At 52.9% G+C, this 21,281-nt stretch carries 20 protein-coding genes; 8 read left to right on the forward strand and 12 right to left on the reverse strand.

Going from position 1 to position 21,281, the window contains the following annotated elements; genetic code table 11:
• Nucleotides 1-2: 2 nt before the first annotated feature.
• Entirely contained in the window at nucleotides 3-1,241 is a 1,239-nt protein-coding gene (locus RHOLA_RS05645) for a class I SAM-dependent RNA methyltransferase (protein WP_038503051.1), read from the reverse strand.
• Between the two features lie 25 nt (nucleotides 1,242-1,266).
• On the opposite strand from RHOLA_RS05645, the gene RHOLA_RS05650 reads away from it, so the two are divergent.
• Nucleotides 1,267-1,905: a Maf family protein gene (locus tag RHOLA_RS05650; protein ID WP_038503053.1), complete on the forward strand. Its 639-nt coding sequence runs from the start codon at nucleotides 1,267-1,269 to the stop codon at nucleotides 1,903-1,905.
• A gap of 127 nt (nucleotides 1,906-2,032) precedes the next feature.
• Nucleotides 2,033-3,820, forward strand: coding sequence for an acetyl/propionyl/methylcrotonyl-CoA carboxylase subunit alpha (locus RHOLA_RS05655; protein ID WP_038503056.1), 1,788 nt, complete (start codon nucleotides 2,033-2,035; stop codon nucleotides 3,818-3,820).
• Between the two features lie 33 nt (nucleotides 3,821-3,853).
• On the opposite strand, the gene RHOLA_RS05660 is transcribed toward RHOLA_RS05655, so the two are convergent.
• Nucleotides 3,854-5,272 carry an NAD(P)H-quinone dehydrogenase gene (locus tag RHOLA_RS05660; protein WP_038503058.1) on the reverse strand — a complete coding sequence of 473 codons (1,419 nt, stop codon included), beginning with the start codon at nucleotides 5,270-5,272 and terminating at the stop codon, nucleotides 3,854-3,856.
• Nucleotides 5,273-5,304: 32 nt separating this feature from the next.
• On the opposite strand from RHOLA_RS05660, the gene RHOLA_RS05665 reads away from it, so the two are divergent.
• Complete coding sequence (locus tag RHOLA_RS05665) at nucleotides 5,305-6,126, forward strand: purine-nucleoside phosphorylase (RefSeq protein ID WP_038503060.1); 822 nt, start codon at nucleotides 5,305-5,307, stop codon at nucleotides 6,124-6,126.
• A gap of 3 nt (nucleotides 6,127-6,129) precedes the next feature.
• Nucleotides 6,130-7,770, forward strand: coding sequence for a phospho-sugar mutase (locus tag RHOLA_RS05670; RefSeq protein ID WP_038503063.1), 1,641 nt, complete (start codon nucleotides 6,130-6,132; stop codon nucleotides 7,768-7,770).
• 23 nt (nucleotides 7,771-7,793) lie between these two features.
• On the opposite strand, the gene RHOLA_RS05675 is transcribed toward RHOLA_RS05670, so the two are convergent.
• The 10 genes from RHOLA_RS05675 to RHOLA_RS05720 all read right to left on the reverse strand — a co-directional run bounded on the left by RHOLA_RS05675 (nucleotide 7,794) and on the right by RHOLA_RS05720 (nucleotide 17,776).
• The gene (locus RHOLA_RS05675; protein WP_038503064.1) at nucleotides 7,794-8,063 is read right to left on the reverse strand and encodes a PTS sugar transporter subunit IIB; all 270 of its coding nucleotides are present in this window, start codon (nucleotides 8,061-8,063) and stop codon (nucleotides 7,794-7,796) included.
• Nucleotides 8,064-8,082: 19 nt separating this feature from the next.
• Entirely contained in the window at nucleotides 8,083-8,532 is a 450-nt protein-coding gene (locus RHOLA_RS05680) for a PTS sugar transporter subunit IIA (RefSeq protein WP_051636327.1), read from the reverse strand.
• Complete coding sequence (locus RHOLA_RS05685) at nucleotides 8,532-9,626, reverse strand: adenosine deaminase (RefSeq protein WP_038503066.1); 1,095 nt, start codon at nucleotides 9,624-9,626, stop codon at nucleotides 8,532-8,534. The genes RHOLA_RS05680 and RHOLA_RS05685 overlap by 1 nt, the downstream gene beginning before the upstream one ends.
• 17 nt (nucleotides 9,627-9,643) lie before the next feature.
• A complete protein-coding gene (locus RHOLA_RS05690; RefSeq protein ID WP_038503068.1) occupies nucleotides 9,644-10,921 on the reverse strand; it encodes a thymidine phosphorylase in 1,278 nt (425 codons plus the stop codon).
• A 22-nt stretch (nucleotides 10,922-10,943) separates the two neighbouring features.
• Nucleotides 10,944-11,372, reverse strand: a complete 429-nt coding sequence (locus tag RHOLA_RS05695; protein WP_038503070.1) for a cytidine deaminase — start codon at nucleotides 11,370-11,372, stop codon at nucleotides 10,944-10,946.
• A gap of 7 nt (nucleotides 11,373-11,379) precedes the next feature.
• Entirely contained in the window at nucleotides 11,380-12,606 is a 1,227-nt protein-coding gene (locus RHOLA_RS05700; RefSeq protein WP_051636328.1) for an ABC transporter permease, read from the reverse strand.
• Complete coding sequence (locus tag RHOLA_RS05705; RefSeq protein WP_038503076.1) at nucleotides 12,606-13,799, reverse strand: ABC transporter permease; 1,194 nt, start codon at nucleotides 13,797-13,799, stop codon at nucleotides 12,606-12,608. Before RHOLA_RS05705 ends, RHOLA_RS05700 begins: the two co-directional genes overlap by 1 nt.
• Nucleotides 13,796-15,295, reverse strand: coding sequence for an ABC transporter ATP-binding protein (locus RHOLA_RS05710; protein ID WP_038503078.1), 1,500 nt, complete (start codon nucleotides 15,293-15,295; stop codon nucleotides 13,796-13,798). Before RHOLA_RS05710 ends, RHOLA_RS05705 begins: the two co-directional genes overlap by 4 nt.
• A gap of 138 nt (nucleotides 15,296-15,433) precedes the next feature.
• Nucleotides 15,434-16,513, reverse strand: a complete 1,080-nt coding sequence (locus tag RHOLA_RS05715) for a BMP family lipoprotein (protein ID WP_038503080.1) — start codon at nucleotides 16,511-16,513, stop codon at nucleotides 15,434-15,436.
• Nucleotides 16,514-16,657: 144 nt separating this feature from the next.
• A complete protein-coding gene (locus RHOLA_RS05720) occupies nucleotides 16,658-17,776 on the reverse strand; it encodes a mannose-1-phosphate guanylyltransferase (RefSeq protein ID WP_038503081.1) in 1,119 nt (372 codons plus the stop codon).
• Between the two features lie 117 nt (nucleotides 17,777-17,893).
• Here RHOLA_RS05720 and sdhC point away from each other — a divergent pair, with 117 nt between their 5' ends.
• Genes sdhC through RHOLA_RS05740 form a run of 4 tightly spaced genes read left to right on the forward strand, consistent with a single transcriptional unit; the run spans nucleotide 17,894 to nucleotide 21,281 of the window.
• Nucleotides 17,894-18,259 (forward strand): succinate dehydrogenase, cytochrome b556 subunit, encoded by a 366-nt coding sequence (gene sdhC, locus RHOLA_RS05725; protein WP_038504109.1) that lies wholly within the window; start codon nucleotides 17,894-17,896, stop codon nucleotides 18,257-18,259.
• Nucleotides 18,260-18,270: 11 nt separating this feature from the next.
• Nucleotides 18,271-18,711 (forward strand): succinate dehydrogenase hydrophobic membrane anchor subunit, encoded by a 441-nt coding sequence (locus RHOLA_RS05730; RefSeq protein ID WP_038503083.1) that lies wholly within the window; start codon nucleotides 18,271-18,273, stop codon nucleotides 18,709-18,711.
• A 33-nt stretch (nucleotides 18,712-18,744) separates the two neighbouring features.
• On the forward strand, nucleotides 18,745-20,520 hold the full coding sequence (gene sdhA, locus RHOLA_RS05735; protein WP_038503084.1) for a succinate dehydrogenase flavoprotein subunit: 1,776 nt from the start codon (nucleotides 18,745-18,747) through the stop codon (nucleotides 20,518-20,520).
• Nucleotides 20,520-21,281 carry a succinate dehydrogenase iron-sulfur subunit gene (locus RHOLA_RS05740; RefSeq protein WP_038503086.1) on the forward strand — a complete coding sequence of 254 codons (762 nt, stop codon included), beginning with the start codon at nucleotides 20,520-20,522 and terminating at the stop codon, nucleotides 21,279-21,281. Before sdhA ends, RHOLA_RS05740 begins: the two co-directional genes overlap by 1 nt.

The raw sequence follows: 21,281 nt of genomic DNA on the forward strand, positions 1-21,281 counted from the left end.
GGTTAGTTCTTTCGCACCAAACTTGCCACAGCTTCAACGTGGTGAGTGTGCGGGAAAAGGTCAAAGGCGCGAAGAGCCTTGAGCTCGTAACCACCGGCCAGCAAAGGCTTTAGGTCTCGAGCCAACGCAACCGGATCGCAAGCAACATAAACAATGTGCGCTGGTGAAATTGCCAGCAATTGATTAACTACTTTGGCCCCTGCCCCGGCACGAGGCGGGTCAAGCACGATGGTTGAGTTGCGCGGGCTTGCCACTTTGCCACCCTTGTCTAGGTTGCCAACGCGCTCATTAAGGAATCGCTCGGTAGCCGAACAAACAGCTTTCACCCTTGGTAAATCTGCCAGATTTAACGTTGCATCCTCAGTGGCAACTTTGAAAGACTCAACGCTGGTCATGCGCAGTTCTTTGCCAAACTTGGCGGCAATTGTTCCGGTAAACAAGCCAACGCCGCCATAAAGATCAAGGTTGTCAGCTTCTAGGTCAATGCCCACGGCGGCAATCATCTCATTGACCGCACCGGTAAGCACCTCGGCGGCTTTCTTGTGAACCTGCCAAAATCCGCCACCACTAATTCTGAAAGTACGGCCGGACGCGCGCTCAATTAGGCGCTCGTCACCCTTTAGTTTTTTGTCAATCTTCCACTGCACCTGACCGGTGCTAGAAACAGCGACTTCAATTTTCTTTACGTCTTGAAAGTTTTTGTTTTGAAATTCCAACTCGCGAATTTCTTCAACCGCCAACGGCAGGTCGCGCACCTTTACAACGTCGTGACTGCGTTCCCGGTACGGTCCAACGGTGCCAGCTTCATCAACGTGCAATTGAACGCGAGTGCGATAACCCAAACCATTCACTTCGTCGTCACCCGGCGCTGCCTCAACCACTGGACGCAACTTAATACCTGCCATTCGGTCCAAGGCTTCTTCTAATACGTCAGCCTTTAACTCGCGCTGACGAGCAAGAGCAATGTGGCCAAATTCAGCGCCACCTGCTCCGCTAGGTCCAGCCTGCTTCCAGAAGTGCTTTACGCGATCCGGTGAGGCCTCAAGAATTTCGGTTGGTTCCGCACGGCAGAATGAACCACCGCGGTCTTCATAAACCACTGCCTTCACTTTTTCGCCCGGCAAAACGTGCGAGACAAAAACCACGCGTCCATCATGGCGAGCAACAAAAATGCCGCCGTGGGCCACCTTATCGATGGTGAGGGTTAAGTTCTGGCCGACCCAGTTTGTAGTTTTGTTCACCTGACAAGTGTGCCAGAGTATCGGTGTGACTCGTTTAGTACTTGCCTCCACCTCACCCGCCCGCCTGGCTTTGCTTCGTGCAGGCGGAATCGAACCAACCACTATTTCGCCCGGAGTTGACGAAGAGGCGCTAACCGCTCGCTCAATCGAAGCCGGACTGATTGACACCACAGCTCACATGGTGCAGATTTTGGCGAAAGCCAAGGCCGAGGCAGTTTTGAATCACCCCGATGCCGCCGGCGCAATCGTAATTGGCTGCGACTCGTCACTGGATTTTGACGGCAAGGCATTGGGCAAGCCACATGAAGCAGACGTGGCCCGCGACCGCTGGAAGTCAATGCGTGGCAGAGCTGGAACCCTGTTTTCTGGGCACTGGGTTATCGACAACCGCAATCCGGCCCCGGGCCAGTTGCCGCCAGCCGCGGGCCGAGTAAGCAGCACCATCGTTCACTTTGCCGACATCAGCGATGCCGAGATCGAGGCCTACGTGGCCACCGGTGAACCACTCAAGGTAGCCGGAGCCTTCACGATTGACGGGTTAGGCGGTGCTTTTCTGCGTTCCATCGAGGGAGATGCCCATACCGTTATTGGCCTAAGCCTGCCGGTGCTTCGCGAACTGGTCATTAGCCTGGGCGTTGAATACCCAAGCCTTTGGAATAAATAACCCCAATACCAGTCAATAAATGGCCACCCGCTGAGTCTGCTCGCTGGACCTTTTCACAGTAGTTTCGCGATTTTTTTGTGATTTTGGGCCAATAAATGGCCCTTTTTAGCCAATAGGCTTGGGAATTATGACTTCAACCCCAAAAAAGATCACCAAGGTCCTCATTGCTAACCGTGGCGAAATTGCCGTGCGCATCGCCCGCGCCGCAAAGGATGCCGGCATTCAATCGGTTGCGGTCTACGCGGATCAAGATCGGGACGCAATGCACGTAAAGCTTGCCGACGAGGCCTATGCACTGCACGGCACCACTGGTCCTGAGACTTACCTGGTGATTGAGAAGATTTTGGGCGTTGCCAAAAAGTCGGGTGCCGACGCCGTTCACCCGGGCTATGGATTCCTTGCCGAGAACGCCAGCTTTGCGCAGGCGGTTATCGATGCTGGTTTGATTTGGATTGGTCCATCACCAAAAGCGATTGATCAACTTGGTGACAAGGTTTCCGCTCGCCACGTTGCCGAAAAGGCCGGCGCACCACTTGCCCCTGGAACTCTTGACCCAGTTTCCGGCGCAGAGGAAGTTTTGGATTTCGTAAAGCAGCACGGCCTGCCGGTTGCTATCAAGGCAGCATTCGGTGGCGGTGGCCGCGGCATCAAGGTGGCTTACAAAGAAGAAGAAGTTGCCGAACTTTTTGAATCGGCAACTCGTGAAGCAATCGCAGCGTTTGGTCGCGGTGAGTGCTTCGTTGAAAAGTATTTAGAGAAGCCTCGCCACGTTGAGACCCAGTGTCTTGCCGATGCCTACGGAAACGTGGTTGTCGTTTCAACTCGTGACTGTTCACTGCAGCGCCGTCACCAAAAATTGGTTGAAGAGGCTCCCGCCCCATTCTTGACTCAGGATCAAATCGATCGCCTGTACGCATCGTCAAAAGCGATTTTGAAAGAGGTTGGCTACCAGGGCGCAGGAACTTGTGAATTCTTGGTTGCCCAAGACGGAACCATTTCGTTCCTTGAGGTCAACACCCGTTTGCAAGTTGAGCACCCGGTTTCTGAAGAAGTAACCGGTCTTGATCTGGTGCGTGAACAATTCCGCTTAGCTGAGGGCGGCGTGCTGGATTACCCAGACCCAGTCATCAAAGGTCACTCTTTTGAATTCCGCATCAACGGTGAAGATGCTGGCCGCAACTTTATGCCAGCACCTGGCCCGGTTCACGTGTTCAAGGCACCGTCTGGTCCCGGCGTTCGCGTTGATACCGGTGTTGAATCTGGCGATGTAATTTCAGGATCGTTTGACTCAATGGTGGCCAAGCTAATCGTGACCGGCGCAACTCGCGAAGAAGCTCTGGCTCGTTCACGTCGCGCACTTGCCGAGATGGAAGTTGCCGGCCTACCAACCGTGCTGCCGTTCCACCGCAAGATCGTTAATGACCCGGCCTTTATCGGTGACGCTGCGGCAAACAAGTTTGGCATTTACACCCGATGGATTGAGACCGAGTGGGTAAATGACATTCCAGCCTGGAGTGGAGTTGCCGAACCAGCCGAAGAGCCAGCCGAGCGCAACAACGTTGTGGTTGAGGTCAATGGCAAGCGCATTGAGGTTTCAATGCCTAAGCGCCTTCTTGGTGCCGCCGCTGCCGGACCGGTGAATGCAGGCCACGCACCAAAGCGCAAGAGCCACTCGCACGCTACCGCTGGTGGTGGCTCAGGCAACACCGTCAAAGCACCGATGCAGTCAACCGTGGTCAAGATTGCGGTTGCAGTTGGTGACACCGTGCAAGAAGGTGACCTAGTTGTGGTACTTGAAGCCATGAAGATGGAGCAGCCGATGAACGCGCACAAGGCCGGCAAGATCAAGTCAATCAGCGCCGAGGTTGGCACCACCGTTCCTGCGGGAACCGTGCTGCTAGAGCTCGAGGACTAATCACACGTTTGGCAACTGAGCGCTTGCGCGAGGCTAAACATTAGGCTTGTGCAGCGCGCGAGCAGCGTTGCTGATGGTCTCACTCAGCGATGGGTAAACAGTAAAGGTGCGAGCAAGCTCATCTGCAGTCAATCGGTTTTCGATTGCAATCGCGATTGAGTAAATCAAATCCGAGGCCCTAGGCGCAACGACTACTCCACCAATAACCGTTCCGCCGGTTGAACAGATCAACTTAATAAAACCAAAATCTAGCCCCTGCATTTTTGCACGTGGGTTAGTGTTCAAATCAATCTTTTCAACAAAGCCGTTTACTTTGCCGTCTTTTATGTCTTGTTCCATCCAGCCAACTGATGCAATCTCAGGTGCAGTGAAAACATTCGACGCAACATTGCGAACCTCTGTTGGTGAAGCAACATCCCCCATGGTGTGGAATACCGCAGTGCGCCCCTGCATTGCCGAAACCGATGCCAACGGCAAGAAAGTGCTGCAGTCACCAACTGCATAAACATTTGCACGAGAAGTTCTGGCAACTTTATTTACCTGAATGTGGCCTGATTCGGTAAGCACAACTCCGGCTTCTTCAAGCCCAAGACCTGCGGTATTTGGAATTGCACCTACGGCCATCAAACAGTGCGAGCCCTGAATCACTCTTCCATCTGCAAGAGTCACCTCTACACCGTTGCCGGTGTTGACTACTTTTTCGGCTCGAGTCTTGTTCATCACATTGATGCCGTTGTTTCGGAAGACCTGCTCAAGCAATTGAGCCGCATCTGCGTCGTTGCCCGGCAGGACTGTTTCACGGCTAGATACCAAAGTTACTTCGCTTCCTAGCGCTCGGTAGGCAGATGCAAACTCTGCACCGGTAACACCCGAACCAACCACGATGATGTGTTCCGGTAATTCGGTGAGGTTATAAAGCTGGGTCCAAGTGAGAATTCGCTCACCATCTGGCTTTGCCGAAGCTAGTTGACGCGGGTGGGCACCAACGGAAACGATGATGGTTTTTGCCTCAAGGCGCTCAGACTTGCCATCTTCAATTGCGTCGACAATCACGTGGTGATTTCCGTCAAGACGACCATTGCCGGCAATCACGCGCACGCCAGCCTGAATTAGTTGGTCGCGCATATCTTCAGATTGGTTTTGCGCCAGATTTAGCAAACGCTCGTTTACAACACCAAGATCGATTTCCGTTTTTGGTTTGACCTTTTTACCGTCAATAGAGAAGTAAACCCCAAGGGCTTCCGCGTGAGCTACCCGCTGAGCGGCCTCGGCTGTGGCGATCAGAGTCTTGGACGGAACCACATCGGTTAGCACCGCGTTACCACCGATACCCGAGCGCTCGATCAGCGTTACTTGGGCACCAAGCTGCGTGCCGGCAAGTGCCGCTTCGTATCCCCCAGGGCCGCCGCCAATAATGACGATGTGGTGTTTTTTGGTTTCGTTATCGCTCACTTACCCCATTCTGCCAGTCGTAGACTCGAAGCATGAACAACCCACTAGACAATTCAGCGGCCAACCCATTTGAAATCGCAAAGCAGGCGGCGGCCAGCATCGCGGAGCTAACCGGAGTCGCAAATCACGACATTGCTCTGACCCTGGGCTCTGGCTGGGCCAAGGCCGCCGATCTTATCGGTGAGACCGTGGCAACGGTTGACGCTGCTCAAATCGTGGGATTCTCTGCACCGGCTGTTCAGGGTCACGTGGCAACGATTCGATCGATTAAATTGCCAAGTGGAAAACATGCACTGGTGCTTGGTGCCCGCACTCACTACTACGAGGGTCACGGCGTTCGTCGCGTTGCCCACGGCGTGCGCACTGCTGCGGCTACCGGCGCCAAAACCATGATTTTGACCAACGGTGCCGGCGGCATCAAAGAAACCTGGAAACCAGGAACTCCGGTTTTGATTAGCGATCACATCAACCTAACCGCCGACAGCCCACTTGAGGGCGCAAAGTTTGTTGACCTGACTGACCTATACTCAAAGCGCCTGCGCGAGCTAGCCCGCACCGTTGACGCTTCGCTAGATGAGGGCGTTTACTGCCAATTCCGCGGCCCGCACTACGAGACCCCTGCCGAAGTTCAGATGGCAAAACACATCGGCGGCCACATCGTTGGAATGTCAACGTCACTTGAGGCAATTGCAGCCCGTGAAGCAGGCATGGAGATCCTTGGCCTTTCGCTAATCACTAATTTGGCGGCCGGCATTCAAAAAGAACCGCTGAGTCACGCCGAGGTTTTGCAGGCGGGTAAAGATGCCGAATCACGCATCAGCGCCCTGTTAGCTCAGATCGTTGCCAAGATTTAGCAAATGACCACGCAGTTATTTGATGCGGCTAGGGCCTGGGCCGCGCAGGACCCCGATACTGAAACCCGCGAAGAACTTCTGGCGCTTATTGCCGCTGGCGATACCCAGGCTATTGAAGCGCGAATGGGATCGCGACTTGACTTTGGTACCGCTGGGTTGCGCGGTGAACTTGGCGCCGGACCAAATCGCATGAATCGAGTCTTGGTCGCGCAAGCCGCTGCCGGAATCCGCGATTATGTGAATGAAAACTTTAAGAACGATGCATCAGTGGTGATTGGTTTTGATGGTCGCATCAACAGCGCTATCTTTGCCCGTGACTCAGCCGAGATTTTTGCCGCAGCAGGAATCAGCACCATGCTGTTTGACGGTGTCGTGCCGACCCCGGTTTTAGCTTTTGCCGGTAAGCACCTGAACGCATCAGCTGCAATCATGGTCACCGCTTCACACAATCCCCCGCGCGATAACGGGTACAAGGTTTATCTAGGTGGAGCAAATGGTGGTTCACAGATCATTTCACCAACCGATAAGCAAATTGCCGACAAAATTCGTGCGATCGCAGCGAGTCAAACCTTCGATGAAATTCCAAAGTCAACTAACTATGAAGTTATTGGCGATGAAATTCGACAAGCCTACGTAGCCGAGACTGCTTCGTTGACCGGTGAAATCGAAAACGCTGAGTCCCTAAAAATTGTCTACACCGCAATGCACGGTGTCGGCTGGCGCACAACCCAGGAGCTCTTTGAAGCAGTTGGCTTACCAAAACCTTTTACCGTTGACGAACAGCTCTTGCCAGACGGAAACTTTCCAACCGTGGCTTTTCCAAATCCAGAAGAACCGGGAGCGATGGACTTGGCATTTGCAAAAGCACGTGAGGTTGGAGCCGACCTGATTATTGCTAACGACCCTGATGCCGATCGGCTGGCTATCGGTGTTCCTGATTCATCAGTTGCCGAGGGTTGGCGCCGGCTAACCGGCGATGAGATTGGCCTGCTACTTGGCTACCAGGTGGCTCGGCGCGCGGTTGCCGACGGTAAAACTGGAGCCCTGGCCTGTTCCATCGTCTCGAGCTCGGCGCTTGGCAAGGTGGCGAATCACTTTGGGCTGGAGTATCAAGAAACTCTCACCGGATTCAAGTGGATTTCCAAAGTTCCCAACCTGCTGTTCGGCTACGAAGAGGCGCTTGGCTACTGCGTGGACCCGCAACGGACTCCAGACAAGGATGGCATCTCGGCGGCGCTGATCGCAATTGCCATGGCGGCTGAGCTGGCGAGCCAGGGGAAAACGCTGACTGACCAATTAGCCGAGCTCGGCGAACTGTTTGGCCACTATGCGACCGGCCAGATTTCGATGCGGGTTACCGACCTTTCGGTAATTTCCAGCATCATGCAGAACCTACGCGCAAATCCACCGGTGATGATTGATGGTGTCGAGGCAAAATTCACCGATCTTTCAATCGGCACAGACAAGCTAGGGCCCACCGATGGATTGCGATTTGATTTGGCCGACGGCCGGCGAGTGATTGTGCGCCCGTCGGGAACCGAGCCAAAACTTAAGTGCTATTTGCAGGCGGTAGGAGAATCTAAAGAAGCGGCCACTGCCACGTTGGCATCGCTGAACGATGCGATGAAGGAACTTCTAAAGTAAAGAAGCTGAAAGCTTCACAGGACCTATAGCAAAGAAGCTGAAAGCTTCTTTGTAAGCTCCTCGAGATCAAAGAAGTGCTCGATGGTGATTACTTCTGATGGCAACCCGGTAAGCAACTGTGCCAAATCCGGGGTGGTCAGAATTACCTGAGCATCGCGGGATTCGCGAGCAGTTTTCATATCGGTGGCTTCAACAGTTGCTTCAATGCCCAACTGGGTCAGCACCTTTTCTGCATTCATCTTCAGTAGTACTGATGTTCCAATGCCCATGCCACATACTGCGATGATCTTCATAAGACCATTCTGCCCTGTGTTATTCGAAGATCGACCGAATCTGTTCGGTATCCCCCGCATTTAACAGGATGTTTACAGCATCGTTATCCGATAGCAAGGTGGAGAGCTCGGCAAGCATCTCGATGTGTGAATTGTGGTCAATCGCACACAAACCAAAAACTAGTTCAACCGGGTCATTCGCATCGTTGCCGAAAACAATTGGCTCGGCAAGGGTGAGCAGACTTAGCCCAGTTGACAACACAAACTCCGATGGCTTGGCGTGCGCCAGAGCAATTCCTGGCGCTATGACAAAGTACGGCCCGTGCGAGTCCAGAACATCGACCATTGAAGCTGTGTATTCAGGAGTTGTCCTTCCGCTGGCAACAAGTAAGTCGCCGGCAAGTTCGATGGCGTGCTCACGATCCAGCGCGGCGGCCTTGACTCGAATTGAGTTGTCGGCAAACGCCTCAGCAAGCCTGCGCAGTGACACTAACGACCAGCCTCGTTGAAACCTTCGCTAATCATTTCAATGAGCTCTTCACGGTCATCAATCGCCTGGAAGGCACCTTCGGCTGCATTGATTTGGAAAATCTCTAGGTCCTCAAGCCCATATCCAAAGGTGTCAACCAAAAGTTCCATCTCGCGTGTAAGTGAAGTACCACTCATTAGGCGGTTATCGGTGTTTACGGTCACCTTGAAACCCAAGTCGTAAAGAATATCGAATGGGTGGTCGGCCATTGTCTCGCCAAGCAGCGAGATTGCGCCGGTTTGCAGATTAGAAGAAGGTGAGGTCTCAAGAACGATTCCACGATCGTGAACCCACTCGGCAACCGGACCAAGTACAACCAAGTCTGTCTCACCATCAGTGCGACTAAACATGATGTCCTCAACGATGCGTACTCCGTGGCCTAGACGCAAAGCACGACCAGAAACAATTGCATCCTTGATACTTTCAATTCCGTCGGCCTCGCCCGCGTGCACGGTTACCGGGAACAACTCGCTAGCAAGGTAGTCAAAGGCAACCTTGTGGCGACTTGGCAAAAAGCCCTGCTCTGCCCCAGCGATATCGAACCCAACCACGCCATTGTTGCGGTGGCGCACGGCAAGTTCTGCAATTTCAAGACCGCGATCGGCGTGACGCATTGCTGTCACCAGCTGACCGGTACGAATGTATCCGCCCTGTTGCTCAACTAATTCCATGCCCTCTTCCAGACCGTCCTGGACCGCCTCAACGGTTTCATCAAGAGTTAGTCCACGAGTTAGGTGTTGCTCAGGAGCCCAGCGAATTTCACCGTAGATCACACCGTCGTTGGCAAGATCCAAAACGAATTCGCGAGCAACGCGAGTTAGGTGCTCACGCGTTTGCATCACAGCGGTGGTCACATCAAATGTTTTTAGGTATTCAACCAGCGAACCAGAGTCAGCTGATTTCTCAAACCACTTGCGCAAATCTTTGGCGTTGTCGGCAGGAAGCGCTAAACCAATTTCGCTTGCCATCTCAACGATGCTCTGCGGGCGCAGGCCGCCATCTAGGTGATCATGCAGTGAAATTTTTGGCAACGAGCGAATGTCGAAGTTAGCCATGAATGTTGCCTCTATTTCTATTTGATGCGTTCAAGCACAATCTTGCGCTCGGTAGCTGAAGGTTCAATCTTAAACGAACCTTCCAGTGCTTCCAAGGCTCTGTCGAAACGCTCGGGTTCATCAGTGTGCAGGGTCATCAATGGTGCCCCAGCCTCAACCTTCTGGCCCTGTTGCGCGTGCAAAGTGATTCCAGCGCCAAACTGCACATCGTCTTCTTTGCGCGCACGACCGGCGCCCAAACGCCAAGAGGCGGTACCAACCTGCAGCGCGTCCAGCTGTGACAAATAGCCCGATGCCGGAGCGGTCACGACGTGGTGCTCTCTAGCCTCAGGTAGTGCCGCGTCTGGGTCGCCGCCCTGGGCAGAAATCATTTGCCGCCACTTGTCCATGGCTCGGCCATCTTTCAAAGCCGCAGCAACATCAACATCGCCCTTACCGGCCAGGCGCAGCATCTCTTGAGCCAGTTCGATGGTGATTTCAACCACGTCGGCTGGTCCGCCGCCAGCAAGAACTTCTAGTGATTCCTTTACCTCTAGCGCGTTACCGATTTCCAAACCAAGCGGCGTGGACATATCGGTGAGCAAAGCAGATGTGTTCACTCCTGCGTCTTGACCAAGCTGCACCATCACCGTTGCAAGTTCTCGCGCGCGCTCTATGTTTTTCATAAAGGCACCAGAACCCACTTTCACATCCAAAACTAGAGACGATGTGCCCTCGGCAATTTTTTTGGACATGATTGATGACGCGATTAGAGGGATTGCTTCTACCGTTCCGGTAACATCCCGCAGTGAATACAACTTTCGATCCGCGGGTGCCAGACCTGAGCCGGCGGCGCAAATTACCGCACCCACATCGGCTAACTGCTGGTGGAATTCTTGGTTTGAAATTTGTGCGCGCCAACCCTTGATTGATTCAAGCTTGTCTAATGTGCCGCCGGTGTGACCAAGACCACGACCAGACAGTTGCGGCACCGCCACACCAAATACCGCCACCAACGGGGCAAGTGGCAAAGTTATTTTGTCGCCCACACCACCGGTTGAATGTTTGTCGGCAGTTGGTGCGCCCAGGCCTTCGTAGCTCAATCGCTCGCCCGAGGCAATCATCGCCAAAGTCAGATCTTTGATTTCGCGGCGACTCATTCCGTTAAGCAAAATTGCCATGGCCATCGCAGACATCTGTTCGTCGGCTACTAATCCGGCGGTGTAGTTAGCAATCAACCAGTTAATTTGCTCTGTGCTGAGTTCACCCTTGTCGCGCTTGGTAACAATAAGTTCTGGCGCTGAAAAATTAGACATTAAATACTTTCTATATTTGCGACTAGGCGCGTTCTTCTAAATCACGTGGGCCAAATGCATCCGGAATGACCTCGTCGATTGTTTTGAAACCCGATACGGTCTCCAGAATCATGCCTTTGGCAGAGTGCTCAAAAAGCAACTGGCGGCAACGCCCGCACGGCATCAAGATGTTTCCATGCCCATCGACGCAGGTGAAGGCAATTAACTTGGCTGGGCCCTTGCCCACAACGGCGGTCATTGCCAACTCGCTAACCAGTGAGCACTCAGCGCACAGGGTCAATCCGTAAGAGGCGTTCTCAACATTGCAACCGGAGACTATCCTGCCGTCCTCGGTAAGTGCAGCAGCACCAACTGGAAACTTTGAATAAGGCACATAAGCCTTTTTCATTGCAGTGTTAGCTGCCTCGCGAAGCTGGTTCCAATTTGCCTCTGAAATTTTGGCGTCAGACATTTGCGACCTAACTCTTTATGTATGGCTTGCCCGTGGCAGCTGGCCCAGAAACCTTGCCAACCAAACCGGCCACCGCAACAATAGTGAGCGCGTAAGGGAGCATCAAAAGGAATTGGCTTGGTACGTCTGATCCAATAATGCTCAACACCGATTGCAGATTCTGTGCAAAACCAAACATCAGGGCGGCCAGCGTTGCCAGCAGCGGATTCCAGCGCCCAAAGATGAGCGCAGCCAAAGCAATGTAACCGGCCCCAGAGGTCATTTCTTTACTGAACGAGCCAACCGCGCCAAGGGTAAAGAAGGCGCCGCCAAGACCAGCCAGCGCGCCACCCAGCATCACGCTGATGTAGCGGGTGCGGTAAACCTTGATGCCTACTGTGTCGGCGGCCTTAGGGTACTCACCAACCGCACGAAGGCGCAAACCCCATCGGGTTTTGAACAGTGCAATGTAAACCACAGCAACCGCGGCATACATCAAGTACACGATTAGCGTTTGCGAAAACAGCAGCGGACCAATGATTGGAATCTGCGAGAGCAAAGGAATATCAATCTGATCAAAACGTTCTGGCTGATTCAGTGCAATTAGGTCACGGGCCATAACCGTGGAATAGAAGAAGCTGGTCAAACCAATCACCAACACGTTAACCACCACACCAACGATGATCTGATCAACCACGTACTTGATGCTAAAGACGGCAAGTACTCCGGCAACGAGTGCACCGCTGATGGCAGCCGCAAGCAAACCAATCGTCAAACTGTGCGTGATGGATGTAATCAACGCAGAGGCAAATGCTCCGGCTAAAAGTTGACCCTCGATGGCAATGTTTACAACTCCAACGCGCTCAGAGAGCACACCGGCCAAGGCACCAAAAATCAGTGGCACGGCCAGGGCAAGCGACCCCTGCAACGTGGTTGTTAGTGGGAACATCTGACCCACAAACATGACAATCAAAATTTGCTGAACCAATACGAAGGCAAAAATTGCTGTGAGCCAGAGCGGGGTTTTCTTGCGCTGCAGCGAAAGCCACCAGGTTGCCGCGGTGGCTAAAACGGCAATCAGCGAAACAATCCAAGAGGCACCGGCAACTGGAATTGCCGCGTCAGGGATTGCGAATAATTCCTTACCCGCGTTGAAACTAAATAGCGTTGTTCCGGCTGGCGCGGTGATTGAAAGCCATAAGCTGATCAGCGCAAAAAGGGTGAAAGCAATTGGAGTTTTGAAAGAGCGCTTCATTATGCTGCAACTCCCTTTGACTCAGGCTTAACAGCTTTCTTAGCTGACTTCTTTTCTGGATCCCGCAAACCAAACATCAATCGCACCAGTGGAGGCGCGGCGATGAACAGCACCACCAGTGACTGCACGATCAAGACGATGTCGATTGGCACTTTTTGGTTTGCCTGCATAATTACCGCTCCGGCACGAAGTGCACCAAACAATATTCCAGCGGCCAAAACACCAAGTGGTTTTGATCTGCCAAGCAGCGCAACCGTGATGGCATCAAAGCCAAAGCTGGCGGCAACACTTGGAGTCAAAAATTTTTCGGCGCCAAGCACCTGCGAGGTTCCAGCCAGGCCGGCCAGTGCTCCAGAGATTGCCATCACCAAGATGTAGTTGAAGCCAATGTTGATTCCGGCAACTTTTGCTGCATTTGGGTTGTGTCCAAGCGCACGGAACTGGAATCCAACCGATGAACGGTTCAGCAACCACCACACGGTTGCCACCATCGCAAGCATCACAAAGAACGAAGCATTAATGCGGAAGTTATCACCCATGAAGCGCCAGTATTTTGCGCTTTCAACAATCTCTGGTGAGATCGGGTTTGTGGCTCCGGGTGCCTGAAAAAGCGGAGTAGTCAAAACATAGAAGAGCAGCAATCCGGCGATGTAGTTCATCATGATGGTGACGATTACTTCATTGGCCCCGGTGGCAGCCTTCAAAAATCCAACAAATCCACCAAAGAGCGCCGAGGCAACTACGCCGGCGAAAACCGCGAGTGGCAGGTGAATGTATGCCGGCAGGTCAAAGCTGAAGCCAACCCAAGCCGCCCCCATGGCACCAAAAATAATCTGGCCGGTTCCACCGATGTTGAAAAGCCCCGAGCGGAAGGCAACTGCCATGCCCAGACCCGCAAGGGTTATGGGTGTTGCATAAGACAGGGTCTCGGTGAGTGGCTTGATCATGCCGATGGTGTCGAGAGCTTTGTAGTTGAAAATCGAACCGCGGAACAGTGCGTCGTAAGCACCAAACACCGAGTTCCAAACCGCTAAAAAGAAATCCGCCGGTCTTGCGAACAGGTAGCCGGCCGCTGTTTGAACATTTTCATTGGCAAAGGCGATCAACAAACCACCGATGATGAACGAAGCCAATACCGCTAGCACCGTGACCAGCGCGCTGGGATTGAATATCTGCTTGATTAATTTGTTCATGCGCTGATACCTGCCATCATCTGACCCAAAACCGACCGTGAGGTGTTCGATGGCACAACGCCAACTACTTTTCCGCGATACATAACGGCGATGCGGTCCCCCAGTTGGGTGGCCTCATCAAGTTCGGTGGCCACAATCAAGACCGGAATTCCAGCGTCGCGGGTCGCCACAATTTGCTCGTGCACAAATTCGATTGAGCCAACATCAAGACCGCGGGTTGGCTGTGAGGCCACCAACAGACGAAGTTCGCGCGACAGCTCTCTTGCCAAGACAACTTTTTGCTGGTTTCCGCCGGAAAGCTGAGACGCGGTGGAATCAATTCCCTGAGCGCGGATATCAAACTGCTTTAGCTTCTCTTGAGCAAACTTTTTCAAGAAGTCCAACTGCAAGCTGATTCCTTTGGCAAAAGGCTTTCGGTCACTTCTGTCGAGCATCAAGTTTTCAGCAATGGTGAATTCTGCAACCAGGCCATCCTCGGTTCGGTCCTCGGGCACAAAACCTACACCCAAGTCCAAAACCTGTTTCACGTTCTTGCCGATTAGCTCTTTGCCATCCAGCTCAATCGAGCCTGCGGTCTTACCGTGCATTCCAATGATTGCTTCGGTCAGCTCAGTTTGACCATTGCCCTGCACACCGGCGATAACTAGAATCTCGCCCTCGTGAATTTCAAGATTCACATCGTCGAGCACCTTGGTGCCGGCGTGATTCCAGGCTGAAAGATTTGTAATTTTGAATGTTGCCTTACCTGGTTTGGCCACACCCTTTTCAACATCAAGATCAACGGCTCGTCCCACCATCATTGAGGCCAGTTCATTTGCAGATGACTTAGGGCTTGCCTCGCCAACAATCTTGCCAAGGCGAATCACTGTGATCTTGTCGGCAACTTCTTTTACTTCGCGAAGCTTGTGGGTGATGAACACAATTGCTTTGCCCTCGCTGCGCAATTGCTTCATGATTGCCATCAACTCGTCGGTTTCCTGCGGTGTCAGCACCGCAGTTGGCTCATCAAATACCAAAACCTGGGCATCACCCATCAGGGCCTTGATGATTTCTACGCGCTGCTGAACACCAACCGGTAGGTCACCAACGATTGCATCGGGGTCTACTTCAAAACCAAAGCGGTCAGAAATTTCACGAACCTGCTTGCGCGCGGTTTCAAGATCAAGCAGGCCACCAAACTTGGTTGGCTCATGACCAAGAATCACATTTTCGGCAACGGTAAAAACCGGAATAAGCATGAAGTGCTGGTGGACCATGCCAATTCCCGCGGCCATGGCATCACCGGGTCCGGCAAATTTAACGACCTTATCGTCAATCAAAATTTCTCCGCCGTCGGCCTGGTACAAGCCGTAAAGCACGTTCATCAGGGTTGACTTGCCGGCACCGTTTTCGCCAAGCAGGCAGTGGATTTGCCCCGGCTCTGCAACCAGGTTGACATTATCGTTGGCAGTCATCGCACCAAAGCGCTTGGTGATGCCTCGGAGTTCCAGCTTCATCGCTATTTCCCGTTTCGTGTCTGCGTTTTTTCACGCGTGAATTTCAGTCTAACTCGGCAACTTCACCACGAATGCCAGTAAAAAACCAAAAAAGTTGGGGGCCGATTTCTCGACCCCCAACTTTTTATTTAGCGTTTTTTAGTAAGAAGACTTTACGTCGATCTTGCCTGAAACGATGTCAGCCTCTAGAGCAGCAACTTCGTCAGCAAGGCCTGCGCCCCACTTAGCTTCGTGCTCTGGTGAGATTCCAACACCCTTGTTGGCTAGGGTTCCAACGTAAATGTCTTCGCCACCCTTGAAGGTGCCCTCTAGGCCAGCCTTGATGGTTTCGAAGATTGCAACGCTCATGTTCTTCTGAACTGAGGTCAAGATCAGTGACTTGAACTCATCGAACTTAGGAGCCTTGTACCAGTCGGTGTCAACACCGATTACGTACACGCCCTCAGCCTCTAGAGCTGCCTGGCCTGAACCTAGACCAACTGGACCAGCAACAGGCATGATCACGTCAGCGCCCTGCTTGATGAAGTTAGCTGAAACGGTCTTACCCTTTGCAACGTCTGAGAAGTCACCGGTCATGGTCCACTTTGACTGGTCGTCGCCGTCAGTTCCTAGAACCTTAACCTTTGCACCCTTAACTTCGTTGTAGTGAGCAACTCCCTGCTTGAAGCCATCCATGAAGATGGTCACTGATGGGTATGGAGCTCCACCAAATGTGGCAACCTTGCCAGTCTTTGATGTTCCCGCTGCTACGTAACCTGCAAGGAATGCAGCTTCTGCGGTGTCAAACAAAAGTGGCTTTACGTTGTCTACGTACTTAGTGCTGAAATCAGGGTTGCTAAGTGCGGTGTCAACTGGTGCGAAGTTCACTGAAGGGTTTGCTGCTGATGCAACATCGGTTGCTGCTGCAAGTGCGAAACCAACTGGAACGATCATGTTGCAACCTTCGGCAACCATCGCGTCAACGTTTGGCTGGTAGTCGGTGCCTGATTCTGACTGAGCTTCAGCTGACTGAACTCCTAGAACAGCAATCGCTTCCTTAAGACCGTTGTATGCCTCTTCGTTGAATGAGCCGTCATCGAAACCGCCCTCGTCAGAGACCATGCAGGCCTTGTAATCAACTGGAGTAACGGTTGGTTCAGCTGGAGCTGATGCACAACCTGCAAGAGTTAGACCCGCAACAGATGCAAGTGCTAGACCCTTAAGAATGTTCTTATTCAATTAGATTCCTCCTGGAATAACGACGAGTGGCTCTCACTCATCGTTGCCGTTTCAGCCTATCTCGCTGGGCAGGGGCACATTGACGACAAGCGGGGTTAGTACCAAAAGTTAATCGAGTCGCAACAATTTCGTGATTATTGAGAATCAGAGAACGTCGGAATGGCCAGTGGCCTTCAACGCATCAACCAAACTCTTGACTCGCTGAGCGTGCTCTTTGGTGGTCACCAACAGCGCATCCGGGGTGTCCACAACAATGATGTCTTCAACACCGATGAGCGCGATCAGGCGATCGGTATCCGAAACCAGGATGCCGCTTGAACTATCGGCCAATACCTTGGCGTTACCTAAGACGGCAAGGTTGCCGCGACGACCCTGTGACTGCAATTCTGCAATCGCCGCGAAGTCACCTACATCGTGCCAAGAAAAACTGGCCGGAATCACGGCAACTAAGCCGGCTGCTGCCGCTGGCTCGGCCACCGAGTAATCAATAGCCACCTTCTTTAGGGTTGGCCAAATCTTTTCAATTGCAGCCTTGCGGTTATCGGTGTCCCACTCGGCTGCTAATTCCATAATTGATGCGTGTAGCGCTGGCTCTGATTTAGCCAACTGCTCAAGCAGCAGCGCGGCTGGAGCGATGAACATACCGGCGTTCCACAGGTACTGCCCCGAGTCCACGTACTTGCGAGCCTTGGCAATGTTTGGCTTTTCAACGAACTTGATCACGTGGCGGGCCTCTGGCGCACCGGTAACTCCAAGCTCATCGCCGGATTTGATATAACCAAAACCAACAGATGGCTCGGTGGGCTCGATTCCGATGGTCACGATTTTTCCGGTGGCGGCAACGAGAACTGCCTCGCGCACGGTTTTGTGGAACTGCTCGTCTTCTGTGATTACGTGATCTGCGGCAAAGGAACCAACAATCACATCTGGTTCCCGGTTCATCAAAATGGCTGCGGCGAGCGCGATCGCAGCGGTGGAATCCTTTGGTGAAAGTTCCAGCACCAGGTTGTCAGTAGAGAGGTCTTCAATCTGCTCAAGCACGGCCGACTTGTGAACTTTGCCGGTGACCACGAGAATTCGTTCCTTGCCGGCTATCGGGGTTAAGCGATCCCAGGTGTCCTGCAGCAGGGTCTGACCTGAACCAGTTAGGTCGTGTAAAAACTTTGGGGCCGAGGCACGAGAAAGTGGCCAGAGTCGGCTACCGATACCGCCGGCGGGGATGATGCTGAAGAATCGATCCAGTGGATCTCGCTGAGTAGTCATAACTACTAAAAACCTTAGCCCAATGCCTCTATATGGGCGAGGGCAGGCTTTTTGCTGGCTTAGACTAGTAGTGATTTTTGACTCAAAGTTGATCAAGGAGGATGGCCTGTGCCAACCATGCCAGCAGGTACTTTGTACCGCGGAAAAGTAGGAATGTGGTCGTGGGTACTGCACCGTATTACCGGTGTAGCCATCTTCTTCTTTCTACTCGTTCACATTCTAGACACCTCTTTGGTGCGCCTAAGCCCAGAGGCCTATAACGCCGTCATCAACACATACAAAACACCGATAATTGGCCTCGCCGAGCTTGGCCTAGTTGCAGCGATCCTGTATCACGCCCTAAATGGCTTGCGCATTATCCTGATCGACTTCTGGCGCAAGGGCGTGAAGTACCAGAACGTAATGTGGTGGGTCGTCGTGGCGATTGCCCTCGTCATTTTTGTAGCCTTTGCCCCTCGCCACCTAATGCACGTATTCGGTTAAGGAGAAGAGACATGTCAGTAGTTATCGAACAGCCTCGTTCACCTCGCAACCGCAACCAAGCCAACTGGGAAAAGTACGGCTGGTTGTACATGCGCGTTTCTGGCGCACTTTTGGTTTTCCTGATTTTCGGACACCTTTTCGTCAACCTTTACCTAGGTGAAGGCATCAAGGCAATTGATTTTGCCTTTGTGGGTGGCAAGTGGTCTGACCCGTTCTGGCAGGTCTGGGACTTGGCCATGCTTTGGCTGGCCATGATTCACGGCACCAACGGTATGCGCACCCTGGTAAATGACTATGCGTCAAAGGAATCAGTCCGCAAGGCTCTGGTTTGGTCGCTTTGGGGAATTTGTGCCGTGCTAGTTGTGCTTGGAACTCTTGTGGTCTTCACATTTGACCCATGCCCAGCAGGTGCCCTACCTGAGCTTCTACCTTCGTTCTGCCCAACTGCTTAATCTTCTGAACAACCTAAAAGGAATAAACATAAATTGAGTAAGCCAAAGGTTCATCACTACGAGTACGACGTTGTAATCGTGGGTGCGGGTGGTGCAGGAATGCGCGCGGCTATCGAAGCCGGACCACACGCAAAGACCGCAGTAATTTCCAAGCTATTCCCTACTCGCTCACACACCGGTGCGGCGCAGGGCGGTATGGCTGCCGCTCTTGGCAACGTTGAAGAAGACAGCTGGGAATGGCACACCTTTGACACCGTTAAAGGTGGCGACTACCTAGTTGATCAGGATGCAGCCGAGATTCTTGCCAAGGAATCTGTTCAGGCGGTTATTGACCTCGAGAACATGGGTCTTCCGTTCAACCGCACACCAGACGGCAAGATTGACCAGCGTCGTTTTGGTGGCCACACTCGTGACCACGGTAAGGCACCGGTTCGTCGTTCTTGCTATGCAGCAGACCGCACCGGTCACATGATTCTGCAGACCCTTTACCAGAACTGCGTAAAGCTAGGCATTGAGTTCTACAACGAGTTCTACGTTCTTGACTTGGTGATGACCAAGGTTGATGGCGAAGAGCGTCCATCGGCAGTGGTTGCCTACGAACTTGCCACCGGTGAACTGCACGTGTTCCAGGGTAAGAGCATTATTTTTGCCACCGGTGGATTCGGCAAGATTTTCAAGACCACATCAAACGCACACACGCTCACGGGTGACGGCGTTGGCATCATTTGGCGCAAGGGGCTTCCGCTTGAAGACATGGAGTTCTACCAGTTCCACCCAACCGGTCTTGCCGGTCTAGGCATCTTGCTTTCAGAAGCTGCACGTGGTGAGGGTGGAATCCTTCGCAACTCAACCGGTGAACGCTTCATGGAACGCTACGCACCAACAATCAAGGACCTAGCTCCTCGTGACATGGTTGCCCGCGCAATGGCCAACGAGGTTCGCGAGGGTCGCGGTGCAGGTCCTAACAAGGACTACGTTCTGCTAGACCTGACTCACCTACCGCCAGAAGTTATTGACGAGAAGCTGCCAGACATCACCGAGTTTGCCCGCACCTACCTAGGTGTTGAGCCTTACACAGAGCCAGTACCGGTATTCCCCACCGCGCACTACGCAATGGGTGGTATTCCAACCAACGTTCAGGCAGAGGTTCTTCGCGACAACGACACAGTTGTACCAGGCCTTTACGCCGCCGGTGAATGTGCCTGCGTATCGGTTCACGGTGCGAACCGTTTGGGCACCAACTCGCTGCTAGACATCAACGTGTTTGGTAAGCGTGCCGGTGCGGCAGCGGTTGAGTACGCCAAGACCGCAAAGCACGTTCCGGTTCCGGCCAACGCCGCCGACGAAGTCATTTCAATGATTGAGAAGGTTCGCAAGTCAAAGGGCACTGAGAAGGTTGCCGTGCTTCGCAAAGAACTTCAGGACACCATGGACAAAAATGCACAGGTGTACCGCACTGAGGAATCACTCAACGAGGCACTTGACAAAATTGCCGAGCTTCGCGAGCGCTACGAGAACATCAGCGTTCAAGACAAGGGTCAGCGCTTCAACACCGATCTACTTGAGGCCATTGAACTTGGCTTCTTGCTAGACCTTGCTGAGGTACTTGCACTCACTTCACGTGAGCGTCGCGAAAGCCGTGGAGCTCACCTTCGCGAAGACTTCCTTGCTCGCGACGATGAGAAGTTCATGGTCCACTCAATGGCCTACCTAACTGATAAGCCAGCCAAGAAACCTGGCGACAACATTAAGGTTGGCTGGAAGCCAGTCATTGTTACCAACTACCAGCCGATGGAGCGTAAATACTAATGGCAACTGCAGTAGCTACTAAAGGAAACGAATTCGAACAAATGGGTGCCATCCCAACCTTCCAGGTCACCCTCTTTGTGCGTCGCTTCAATCCAGAAGACGGCCAAGAGGCTCGTTGGGAAGACTTTGACGTTCAGGTTCACGGCACCGACCGCGTTCTTGACGCCCTACACAAGATCAAGTGGGAGATGGACGGTTCGCTAACCTTCCGTCGTTCATGTGCTCACGGAGTTTGTGGTTCAGATGCAATGCGTATCAACGGCCGCAACCGCTTGGCATGTAAGACCCTGATCAAGGACCTTGACATCACTCAGCCAATTTACGTGGAGCCAATCAAGGGTCTTGCGGTTGAGAAGGATCTTGTCGTTGACATGAACCCGTTCTACCAGGCCTACAAAGACATCAACCCGTTCCTAATCGCAAGCGACAAGCCAGAGAAGGAACGCCTGCAGTCAGCAGAGCAGCACTCAAAGTTTGAAGACACCACCAAGTGCATTCTTTGTGCTGCGTGTACTACTTCTTGCCCAGTGTTCTGGACAGACGGTCAGTACTTTGGTCCGGCGGCAATTGTGAACGCACACCGCTTCATCTTTGACTCTCGCGATGAGGGCTCCGAGCTTCGCCTAGACATCTTGAATGACAAAGAGGGTGTGTGGCGCTGCCGCACCACCTTCAACTGCACCGATGCCTGCCCTCGTGGAATTGAAGTCACCAAGGCAATCGCCGAAGTGAAGCAGGCCATCCTAAGAGGCAAGGCCTAA

Origin of the sequence: Rhodoluna lacicola, assembly GCF_000699505.1 — a bacterium.
GTDB classification, from domain to species: Bacteria; Actinomycetota; Actinomycetes; order Actinomycetales; family Microbacteriaceae; genus Rhodoluna; species Rhodoluna lacicola.